The organism is Candidatus Thiodiazotropha sp. AKAK3 (assembly GCF_058244645.1).
The window spans coordinates 1-11,715 of the sequence record NZ_JBSYOQ010000004.1 but is presented as its reverse complement, the minus strand read 5'-3'; the positions used below and the strand labels follow the sequence as shown (position 1 = coordinate 11,715).

General features: G+C 47.9%; 9 protein-coding genes. All 9 read left to right on the top strand.

Annotated elements, in window-relative coordinates:
• Positions 1-269: 269 nt before the first annotated feature.
• The 9 genes from AC4IE7_RS00345 to AC4IE7_RS00305 all read left to right on the top strand — a co-directional run bounded on the left by AC4IE7_RS00345 (position 270) and on the right by AC4IE7_RS00305 (position 11,480).
• Complete coding sequence (locus AC4IE7_RS00345) at positions 270-1,061, top strand: ABC transporter permease (protein WP_490774807.1); 792 nt, start codon at positions 270-272, stop codon at positions 1,059-1,061.
• Complete coding sequence (locus tag AC4IE7_RS00340) at positions 1,058-2,254, top strand: ABC transporter ATP-binding protein (protein WP_490774806.1); 1,197 nt, start codon at positions 1,058-1,060, stop codon at positions 2,252-2,254. Before AC4IE7_RS00345 ends, AC4IE7_RS00340 begins: the two co-directional genes overlap by 4 nt.
• A gap of 117 nt (positions 2,255-2,371) precedes the next feature.
• Complete coding sequence (locus AC4IE7_RS00335) at positions 2,372-3,289, top strand: lysophospholipid acyltransferase family protein (protein WP_490774805.1); 918 nt, start codon at positions 2,372-2,374, stop codon at positions 3,287-3,289.
• A 104-nt stretch (positions 3,290-3,393) separates the two neighbouring features.
• Positions 3,394-3,804: a hypothetical protein gene (locus AC4IE7_RS00330; RefSeq protein ID WP_490774804.1), complete on the top strand. Its 411-nt coding sequence runs from the start codon at positions 3,394-3,396 to the stop codon at positions 3,802-3,804.
• A gap of 497 nt (positions 3,805-4,301) precedes the next feature.
• On the top strand, positions 4,302-6,074 hold the full coding sequence (locus AC4IE7_RS00325) for a hypothetical protein (RefSeq protein ID WP_490774803.1): 1,773 nt from the start codon (positions 4,302-4,304) through the stop codon (positions 6,072-6,074).
• Positions 6,075-6,331: 257 nt separating this feature from the next.
• Complete coding sequence (locus AC4IE7_RS00320; RefSeq protein ID WP_490774802.1) at positions 6,332-7,234, top strand: peptidylprolyl isomerase; 903 nt, start codon at positions 6,332-6,334, stop codon at positions 7,232-7,234.
• Positions 7,235-7,279: 45 nt separating this feature from the next.
• A complete protein-coding gene (locus tag AC4IE7_RS00315) occupies positions 7,280-10,270 on the top strand; it encodes a glycosyltransferase (protein ID WP_490774801.1) in 2,991 nt (996 codons plus the stop codon).
• Between the two features lie 5 nt (positions 10,271-10,275).
• Positions 10,276-10,539, top strand: a complete 264-nt coding sequence (locus AC4IE7_RS00310) for a hypothetical protein (protein WP_490774800.1) — start codon at positions 10,276-10,278, stop codon at positions 10,537-10,539.
• Positions 10,540-10,664: 125 nt separating this feature from the next.
• On the top strand, positions 10,665-11,480 hold the full coding sequence (locus AC4IE7_RS00305; RefSeq protein ID WP_490774799.1) for a glycosyltransferase family 2 protein: 816 nt from the start codon (positions 10,665-10,667) through the stop codon (positions 11,478-11,480).
• Positions 11,481-11,715 lie beyond the last annotated feature (235 nt).

Below are 11,715 nucleotides of genomic sequence, written 5' to 3'. Positions count from 1 at the left end.
GTTTTGAATTTGTTTTTGGTGAAAGATTAATACCACCCTCAGTAGTTGACTTCTTGGTGGGGCATGGCCCCACCCTACGCCAATACGGAGAGGTAGGGTGGGGCCATGCCCCACCAAGTAGTCAACTAGTGAGGGTGGTATTAATCTTTCACGTAATACTATTTCAAAACCAGTCTAATGTTCAGAGTAGAAAGCTCTGGCTCGGCAAGGCGTGGCAAGTGATGTATCATGGCGCCCTGTTTTATACTGTGACTGGAAGCTGAAGGCGCTTGTTAAAAATCTATCTTGATCTCTACCATCATCGCCAAAGCGTTTTTCTGATGGTGCGGCGTGATACCCTGCTTAGAATTAAAGGTACACTGCTGGGGCCAATATGGTTGTTGGCCCAGCCGCTATTTCTGTTGCTGGTCTACAGTTTCGTTTTTTCCGGAATCCTCAAGATCAGCTTCCGGCCGGATGGCGGTAGTGGTGACTTTGCGCTCTATCTGTTTGCCGCTCTGATGCCATTCAGTGCCTTGCAGGATGGATTGCAGCGTGCCAGCAGCAGCCTTTCTGAAAATAGAGATCTACTGCTAAAGACGCAGATGCCGCCGATTGTATTTCCGGCAGTTGCCTCATTGGGAACCTTGATCCAAGAGGTGATAGGTCTGTTGATTCTTGTTTTCGCTGCCTGGGCTATGGGGTATCCTCCGGGCATTACACTGATTTTGCTTCCTTTATTGATTGGCATCAGGCTGCTGTTAACCTTTGCTCTGGCACCATTGGTCGCAATTCTATCGGTATTCATTAAGGATGTTGGCCAGATCTTGCCAATGATCATGATGGCGCTTTTTTTTACCACCCCGATCATCTATCCACTGGAGATGATCCCGTTAAGATTTCGCCCAATCATAGAGAGCAATCCCCTTACCTGGTTGGTTCAGGCTTATCGGTCAATTATTCTTGAACAGCAGTGGCCGGTTGATAATCTGGTGATTGTCGCTCTTGCCAGTCTGGTTATTTTGGTTCTCTCTGGCGCTCTATTCTATCGTTTGCAGCATCGCGCAAAGGATTTCCTGTGATTGCCATCGAAGCAAACCAGCTATCGAAGCACTATCGGCAGTATGCCAAGCCAATCGATCTGTTTAAGGAGTGGCTGCTTCGCAAGCCCTTCCATACAGAAGTCAACGCCCTGGCTCCGATCGATCTCAGAATTGAAAAAGGCACAACCTTTGGTGTCATCGGTGACAATGGCGCCGGAAAATCCACCCTGCTGAAGCTTTTGGCGGGCACCCTTGAGCCTTCAAGTGGTAATTTACATATCGAAGGCAGGAAATCGGCAATATTAGAGCTTGGCTCAGGCTTCCACCCAGAATTCTCCGGTTTGGAAAATATACAGTTGGCCTGTTCTCTATTGGGTCTTTCTGCAGCGGAAACCGAACAGAGAACACCGGATATCATTGAGTTTTCTGAATTGGGTGATGCTATCCACAGGACAGTCAAAACCTATTCATCAGGCATGTTTGTGCGTCTTGCCTTCTCCGTGATCACCTCTATCGAGCCCGATGTGCTGATTGTTGATGAGGCGCTGTCGGTGGGGGATGCCCTGTTCCAGAAAAAAAGCATGGACAGAATGATGCGCTTCAGGGACGAAAGCCGTACGTTGGTGTTTTGTTCTCACAATCTCTATCAGGTCAAAGAGTTGTGTGAACAGGCTATCTGGCTTGAGAATGGCATGGTTATGGGGATGGGGGAGTCGGCCAAAGTGGTCGATGACTATCAGGATTCAGTCAGGCGCAGGCAAAAGGTTGGTAGCAGTCAAAGGGCCGCCCCGGATGCAGAGGCTGCGGGTGATGTCTATCTGAAGGAGGTTGTCTTGGAAGGGGGGATTGATACCCCTGAAGATGTACCGCTCTATCAGACAGGCGGTGCATTGACCATTCGAGTGGAAGCGGATATCGGTTCCCGGCCTCCTGAAGATGTGCATATTGGATTGGTATTGATTCGCAATGATGGGCTACAGGTTTATGGGGTATCGACCTTGATCGATCAACTTGGGCTCTATCAGATGCAGGGTAAAAACTATGGTGTTCGGTTGGTGTTCGATCCAATCAACCTTATGTCCGGTGATTATGCCCTGGAGGCCTGGTTGATCGATCAGAGTGGCCTGCATGTCTACGATTCACGCCCGGTTTGTTGTCAATTTCGAGTGCGTCATGAATCCAGCGAGGTTGGAATCGTTAAAATGAATCACCAATGGGAACCTATTGCCTGAATGGCAATCATAGAAACATCATAATGGGTTCAAGTGTGAATATTACCGTTTTTCGAAATCGCAAGCTTGGTAAGATGAAACTGCGCCTCGTTGATTGGATTATTGAGGCTGCTTGAGATGGGTGGGAGATTCGATCATTGGGATCTACGGCTGAAGTATGGCGCGCTTTTTCCTCTCTTGTCGCGCCTGCCTCGATATGCCTCCTATCGGTTTGCCAGCCTATACGGGAAAATTGAGTTTCGCCGGGATCAGGAGCTATCCACCCAGATTGCCCATCAGATGGGGCGGGCGATACCTGGGCTTGAAGATCAGATCTATAAGGATTGGACACGCTATTTTTACGGCCTGCAGCAGCGTGAAATTCTCGATACCTGGTACTATCCGCGCCTGAAGAGTGCTGAGCAGGTAGGCGGTTTTATCGAAGTGGAAAACTTCGAGCAGGTGTTGTCGTTTCGAAGGGAGGGTCGGCCTGTGATCTTCGCTGGGGCGCATCTGGGGCGTTTCTGGATGCTGGGAGTCACGGCTGCGGCTTACGGCGTACCAACAAGTGCGCTCGCGCGGGATGATGAAGGCAGCAATACCTGGGGATTACCAGAGCCAGAGTTTGCCTATCGGAGATTGAAGTTATCTCGCTTGCGTGCCTGCTATAGAAGTGACTTCATAACACCGGGTGCCTCAAACATGCGGCCGTTACTACAGGCACTTAAAGAGCGGCCAATAGCGATCCTGCTCGACGTGCCCTACCACAAGGGAAGTCCCGGATTGGTACCGGTGCCGTTTTTTGGGCGAGAGGGCTATTTTCCGGAAGGCACCATTAAAATTGCAAAGCGGGCTGGTGCAGTGATTCAGCCGTTTTGTGTTGATGAGCATCGTCAAGGGGTTAAGTTGAGATTTATGCCGCCTGTTGAGGTTGAAGGCAGATCCAGTGAGGCGCTGCTTGCGATGCTGGTTGGAGATATTGAGCAGCGAATCAGACAAAACCCGGGAAGATGGTGGCAATGGCAGGCGCTACCGATGTATTGGGGAGAGGTTTGATGTCGTTGTTAATCTTCTATTGCTCAATTGATGGAATTGAGTCGATTGCGTAGAATTTGGTCGTTTTCAAATAATCAAAGCATTGAGTCAGGAGTTCAGATAGAGTGAGAAACTTTAATGTTATGGTGTTTATTTTAATGATCAGCGGCTGTGCCACTGATCCTGCGGTTCAGGCTTTGAATGATGAAGCTGAGGTGGCGAAGCGTGCTCAGGAGCGCTGGGTGCTATTGTTGGATGGGCGCTTGGAGACGGCCTATAACTACCTGGCAACAGGCTATCGTCAGGTAACGCCATACTCTCACTATGCAAAAAAGGTTAAAGGGGTTGGATTATGGAAATCTGCCCAGGTACAAGACGTTAAATGTAAAGAAGACGTCTGTAGTGCCGATATAGAGATTCAGATGGAAATTCACCATCCGTTGATGAGAGGGCCTGCGCGAACGGAAAGCGTGGTGAAAGAGCAGTGGGTTCGAGATCAGGAAGGAATTTGGGGTTTTCTTCCCACTGTTAATTGATGAAAACAAAAATGCATCTGTTGTTTTTATGATACATTATTGAGTAATTGCTGTAATTACAGTATGTTATGGTAAGTTATTCTTGGGTTGTCTATTATCTTGCATTAAAGCAAGTAGTTAACAGGAAATTTAACGTATTTAGACAACCTGGAGCAGGTGGGTGGTATTATTTTTGTGACAAATTTGGATATAAATAATTGTATAAAAAACAGTTGCTTAGGTCTTGGATTTGTAAATATGCAACATTTTTTTATTTTTTTGCTACAATTCCGCTTGTTAGCTTGAATATTTATGGTAGACTTCTGGCGTGAGATTGGACTTATGGGGCGTTTGTGGCCTGAGACTTTCTTCACAAAGGAATGATCATTCCCTTGAAAGGCCATGAATTTAAGGCGATAATTCCTCGCAAAGCGCCTGAACTCATGGCTTATAGCTGGCCGCATAACGGGCTCAGTTAGTTTTTTAGTGTTAACACGCAAGAAATAGGAGACACAACTGTGTTGAGAAAATCTAAGATCGCTGCAGCCATGCTGATGGCTACCGCTACAGCCGGAGTCAATGCGGCAAACATCAATTCTGATGGCGTCGGCCAAGTTGCCCTGCTGCCTTACTACAATGTAAACAACAACATTGTTACTAATATTAATATCACCAACACCACCGACCTTTATAAAGTGGTCAAGGTTCGTTTTCGCGAGTCACGCATCTCTGCTGACGTGCTCGACTTTAACATCTATATGTCACCTTTCGACGTATGGAATGGCACCATCCGTGCAAGCGGTACTGTTGCTAACATCATCACTGAAGACGAGACTTGTACCTTCCCTGATAAAGCACTGATTCAGGCTGGCGTTAACTTCCGTAACATCTACGATGCGACCACCGACGAAGATCTGACCGAAGGTTATGTTGAGATCATCGAGATGGGCGTAATTGCTGACGGTACTGGTCCTGCTACTGACGGCGGCGAAACTGCTGAAATTCATGACGGACTTACTGCTGATGGCGCGATTGGCCTGACCGATCGTTCTATCCCAGCTGGTCTCCTTCATGATGCAAACGGCATGCCTGCTGACTGCTCTGTAGTAAGTGATGCTTGGACTGCTGGCGCCGCTGGTGTCAATGGTTTCACCCCTGGTTCAATGACTGCTACCGGTATCGCTGCTGACGCAGCCGTTGCTGACCCATATGAAGTTGGTGGCATCAATGCTGGCTTGGTATACACCGCAGCTGACCGTGGTGGCATCAACGCTTACGCTATCATGATCAATGTTGCTGATGGCGCTGCTTTTGTTGAGCAGGGCACTCACATCGACAACTATGCAACCGTTCCACAGCACTATCGTTCAAACGATGCATCCAACTACCTGTTGCCTTCACTGGCTTCTGGTGACGTTGCTAACGCAACCATGTTGAATGCGACTGCTACCGGCGTTAAAGATACGCTTGCTCTGCCTCTGGTAGAGTACGATACAGGTTCTGTAAACGACATCACTCCTAACCCATCAATCCCAATGGGCTCTAACCCATTCCCGGTTGCTGTGGCGCTGAGTGCTGATGCGATCTCTGCACCTTACTTCGTAGAAGCCAATATCAATGGCGGTACTGACATCGTTGCTACCTTCCCAATGCGTAAGCATGGTATCTACAATGGTGGCGTTCTGAGCAACCAGTTGGATGCCACAGTTGCTGCTTGTGCAGGTACTCTGAACGATATCGTCAGTGACGGTGCTGCGGTAGCAATTCCTAACGTTGGTACTACTGGTCAAGACTATCCTAACGATGGTGCTGGCGCATACTGTGCCAATGCAGGTTATGCTTCCAGTACTCCTGACGTTCAGGTCAGCCTGACCTACTACGACTACGAAGAAGGAACTGCTGCAGCTGCGGCTGGTAGTGATGACTTCTCTCCTGTACCGATCGACGCACCTACTGTCATCGCTCTGGAACGTGAAGTTAACGTGGTTTCTGTAAATGCCGCTACCGGTACCCCTGCATCTGTTCTGGGTACACCGGCTGCCAACGTTTTCAACTGGACTCTCGACGCTGGATTCGAGGCTGGTTGGGTAACCATCGGTATGGCTGCTACTTATGACTACAACACCGATGCTCGCATCGCTGCGATGACTGAGTTTGTTGGCGGTCTGAACGCAGACGGTCCTGGCGTATGGACTGGTGCTCCAGTTATCGGCTTCTCTGCGATGGCTGCAGATGTCGGTCCTGCTCAGATCGGTGAGACTGTTGACCTGATCCGTAGCGTAAATCGCTAAAATACAAATCGCTTAGGCGATCTTGTAGAGAGGCAGTCCTTCGGGCCTGCCTTTTTTTATGCTTAACAATGTATGTCGGGTCTCTTTCTTCTTTATGAAAGCGAACTTTTTCTTTTGATTTGCGATCTATGTTCTGTGATCGAAAAAGAGAGAACATAGATGGCGAGCCTATGACAGTTGAAGTTGCTGTTCTGTATAATCCCTAACGATCACAGATTCATTAGAGTTTAATTATTTCGATATTTTGAGGTGTGGATATGCGACTGATTTTTGTTGGTCTGTTGTGTGCGTTGATGGCGCCGGTGCTTTTTGCTGAAGATGACGTGTTGATGTTTGGTGGTGATATCGAAGTAGAGAGAAGCGATCTGGATGCCTTGCTCTCTTCAGGGCCGCCGAAGGCCCGTGAAGATGTATTGAACAATAAAAAACAGATACTGCAGTTGTTGCGCCAAACCTATCTGATCAGGGCTCTGGCTGAAGAGTATGCAAAGCGTGGGCTTGCCGATGATAAACTGATGCAGGCAAAGTTGAGAAGACAGAGAGAGAGGTTGCTCTATCTGGAGCGACTCAAAGAGATCGACAATCAGCCTATTCCAGATTTTGAACAGGCTGCGAAGGAGCAATATCTCGGCAATCCCGATGCCTATATGATTCCGGAAAAAGTGAATGCAAAACATATCCTGATCTCTACCACCGATCGTCTGCCGGTCTACCACGAGCGACAAGAGGCGTTGGAGATTGCAAACAAAGTAAAAGCTGAGCTGGATGCGGGTAGCGTATTTGAGGATCTGGTGCCTATCTACTCTGAAGATAGCTTATCAAAAAAGAATCAGGGCTCTCTGGGTGTGATCAAGAAAGACTCGATATCGAAACCTGTGGTTAAAGCCGCATTCGATTTGCGCAAACCAGGCGAGATCAGTGAAGTGGTTGAGAGTGAGTTTGGCTTTCATATTGTCAAGCTGGTTGATCGTTTTCCGCCACAAAAACAGACCTTTGAGCAGGTGAAATCAAATATTATCGATATTTTGAAGAAAGAGTATGTTCAAAAGAGGCGTGAGGCCTATTTTGATGAGCTGCTGGAACGCAATAATGCCAGCATCTATGAAGATCTGGTTGAAGACTATATTGCAAAAGGCTTGAAAGATCTGCAAGCCGAGTGAAGACAGTTGCAGTATTTATTGATTGACTGAGTGAGATGAAAACAGGTGGCTGAATACGACTTTAAACTCGATCTGAATGTTGAGAATAACTCTCACACGCAGTTGATTCGGCGTATTCCGAAAGGCAGTCGTGTGCTTGAGTTAGGCTGTGCAACGGGTTACATGTCTGAATTTTTGCGCAGTGAGAGAGACTGTTACGTTGTCGGCGTAGAGTATGATCGCGCTATGGCACAAAAGGCGAAAGCCCATTGCGATCAGGTGATCGTAGGCGATGTGCAAAAAGATAACTGGTTGAAGTCTCTGGGTGACGAGAGATTCGATATCATCACCTGCGCCGATATTCTGGAACATCTCAGAGACCCAACAGGTTTACTCAAAAAGTTACCAAAACTTTTAAAAGAAGATGGACGCCTGATTGCCTCCCTACCTAACGGGGCCCATGCAGCACTACGTCTTGAGTTACTGGAGGGCCGGTTTACCTACGAAGATACAGGTCTTCTGGATCGAACTCATCTACACCTTTTCAACTACCACTCATTGCGGGAGCTCTTTGTCAGAAGTGGGTTTAGAGTTGATGAGCTCTCATATACCTTTCATGATATGGCAGACTCCGAGATTGAGCGTCGCCTCGAAAACCTGGGATTTAATCCTACAGAAAAAGGTTTGGCGTTATTCCATACCCCTGAAGCCGCAGCATTCCAATTTATAGTCACTGCGCAACCCGACAGTGATATTTCCATCGAAGATTTTCCTGTATTGACAGATAAGCCGATGGAATCCTCTATCGAAGTCTATCGTAATCTCTACGACCAACTTCACCAGGCTGGGGAGACAGCCGCCACGCGTCTGGCGATGGTTGAAGAGCGCGATCAACTGTTGCAACAGCAGAGAGATGACCTCACTGCCCTGATTGAAGTGCGTGATCAACTTTCAACAGATCAACAGAGGTTGGCAAAGTCACTGGATGAGTCTCAGAGCGCGCTTACCAAAGAGCAGGCTGTAAATTCCGATCTCTCCCAGACATTGAAGATGAGTGAGCGAGCTGTTCGTGCCATGGGGCAGGAGAAAGCCCTGATAGAGAAGCAGTTGGCTCAACATAAACAGAGTCTGAAGGATGTGACCAGCAGTCGGGGATGGCGTGCCTATATGTCCCTGATGTTGCCGCTGCGTCTGCTGCGCAGATCAAAGCCGGCTATTGGGCAACTGATTAGAAACCCAAGCTTGTTATCGAACTGGATCAAAGAGGCAAAAGCACTCTATAAGGCGGGTGGCCTGACCGCAATTCGAGAGCGCGTGGTGAATAAGACCTCGCCAACCTATACCTACTCATTGTGGATCAAGGATGTCGAGCCGGTAGGCTTGCCTAAACTGGATGCCATCGAAGCACTCAATGAAAGAGATGATCGACCGACTGTCTCAATAGTTATGCCGGTCTACAATGTTGAAGAGACCTGGCTGCGTGAGGCGATCGATTCAGTGCTGGCACAGACCTATGACGATTGGGAACTCTGCATAGCGGATGATGCTTCAACAAAATCTCATGTAAAACGTGTTCTGAAAGAGTATGAGACCCGATTTAAACGTATCAAGGTTGTCTACCGGGAGAAGAATGGCCATATATCTGCTGCTACCAACTCTGCATTAGAGCTGGCAACCGGTCAGTTCGTTGCTTTAATGGACCACGATGATGTTTTGGCGCCCCATGCGCTATTCTTTGTTGCCCAGGAGATTATTCTTCACCCTGAGGCATCACTCTTCTACTCGGATGAGGATAAGTTGAATAGTGAAGGGGTTCGTTACGATCACTATTTCAAACCCGATTTCAATCCTGATCTGATGCGTTCACATAACATGATCTGCCACTTTGGTGTCTACAGACGATCATTGTTGGAGAAGATTGGCGGGGTTCGTGAGGGCTTCGAAGGAGCACAGGATTATGATCTGGCGCTACGCTGCCTGCGAGAGATAGAAGATCCCAGGGAAGGCGTTCGCCATATACCCTGGATTCTCTATCACTGGCGCGCTATCCCAGAGAGTACAGCATCTGGTGCTGAAGCGAAATCCTATGCGATGAAGGCTGCAATCGACGCAGTGAAAGATGACCTGGATGCCCGCAATATTGAGGCAAAGGTTGCCGAATCTGATCTGATCGATGGCATGATCAGAGTGCAGTATCCAGTACCTGAAAATCCACCTCTGGTGTCGATCATCATACCGACTAGAAATGGTGAGGCGCTGTTACGCCAGTGTGTAGATAGTATCCATGATCGAACTGAATATAAAAATTATGAGATTGTTGTCGTAGACAATCAAAGTGATGACCCGAAAACATTGCAATATCTCGCCCAGCTGGATAGTTCCGATAGCGTGAAAGTGGTGCGCTACGACCATCCTTTTAACTTCTCGGCAATCAATAATTTTGCAGTGAGAGAGTCGCAAGGCGAGCTGCTCTGTTTCATGAATGACGACATTGAGATTATTGCACCCGGATGGCTTGATGAGATGGTCAGTCAAGGGACTCGACCTGAAATCGGCGCTGTCGGTGCCCGTTTGTGGTATCCGGATGGCCGCCTGCAACATGGTGGGGTGGTGCTGGGGCTTGGTGGCGTTGCCGGACATGCGATGAAATACAGCTATCAAGGCAATCGCGGGTATATGGGACGCTCAGTGCTGGTGCAAAATTATACGGCAGTAACTGCTGCATGCATGCTGGTGCGTAGAGCCGTGTTCGACGAGGTTGGCGGTTTTGATGAGTCGAACCTGGCGGTAGCATTCAATGATGTTGATATTTGTATCCGCATCTATCAGCAGGGCTATAACAATCTCTGGTCGCCCTATGCGGAGTTTTATCACCATGAGTCTGCATCCCGTGGTGCAGAAGACACGCCTGAAAAACAGCAACGTTTTAGTCGCGAAGCAGAGTTTATGCTCAATAAGTGGGGGCCGTTACTTGAACGGGATCCTGCCTATAATCCGAACCTTACCCGCTGTGGTGAGGATTTTTCTCTGAATTGGAAAGGTGTCGAAGAGGTTTAAAAAATATGTCGGAAAAAAATGATATCGAAGAGTTTACTGCGCTGTCAGAACGCTTTATCAGCCTCGCCAACGAGATGAAAAGTGAAGGTAAACCGATACAAATGATCAATGCAGCTTTGATGTCAGCTTCGGCAACTTATGGCACCTATATCTTTGCAGGTAATGAAGGGTATTTAAAACCGGGCGGCGTGAAAAAATTAACTGATGCGTTTGCTAATCAGGTGAATAATATTCAACAGATTAAGAAAAAAGCAGCAGAGCAGAGCTAATGTTTTTGCCAGGTCTGTGATACTTCAATAGCGCTGTACCACTGCGCTGATTCGTTTGTTCTGTTGAATGACCTCTGGCACAAGAATAAAAACGACACACAATAAGACACCAAATTACTCAGCCTATGAAACTGGTTATCTCCATCGTTTATTATGATAGTGGCCTGGATATACTCAGCGATACCCTCAGCAGTATCGTAGAGGCTCTGGATTACACACTTCAGGAGAGGAGTGACCTTGAGGCTACGGTTGTTGTGGTCGATAACGGCGGCATACTGAATAAAGTAAAACGCCTGGTGGGACAAGTTGTCGGCAGTGGTCGATATCAATGGATGGTGATTGGTACTGGGGGCAATATTGGCTATGGTGCAGCCCACAATCTGGTGATACTCAATCAGGAGAGCGACTACCATCTCATTATCAATCCAGATGTTGAGGTGGTTAAGGATGCTTTTAGCGAAGCGCTGAACTATATGCAGCAGCATCCTGAAGTCGGTATGTTATCCCCCTATTCAGAAGATCCCGAAGGGCATAAACAGTATCTCTGCAAACGTTATCCAGCGGTTTTGGATCTGTTTTTGCGTGGCTTTGCGCCTCGTGCGGTCAAGCGTTACTTTTCAGATCGCATGCAGGAGTATGAGATGCGCTGCGAGATGAACCAGCATGCACTCAGTAAAGAGGCCATGGCCAGTGGTTGTTTCATGTTTGTCAGGCACAGTGTGCTTGATAAGGTGCGAGGATTCTCTCCTGACTTTTTTGTCTATTTCGAAGACTTCGATCTGTCCATAAGAATCGCCAGGCAATCGATCATTGCTTATGTCCCTGAAGTACGGATTGTGCATGGTGGTGGTAATGCTTCAAAGAAAGGGCTGAAACATATTCTGATGTTCGCCAAGTCAGCATTTGTTTTTTATCATATACATGGTTGGCGTTGGGCCTGAGTTTTGTGGTGGGGCATGGCCCCACCCTACGCCTAAACGGAGAGGTAGGGTGGGGCCATGCCCCACCGAGTAGTCAAGTGGATCAACTGGTGAGGGTGGTGGCAAGTTTTGAGGTGCCTGCAGAGGTCTGTTGGATACTGATTATATTCCTATGCCAATATCCGCTCTCCTTACAAGAGAGTTTTTGTGGTGGGGCATGGCCCCACCCTACGCCTAAACGGAGAGGTAGGGTGGG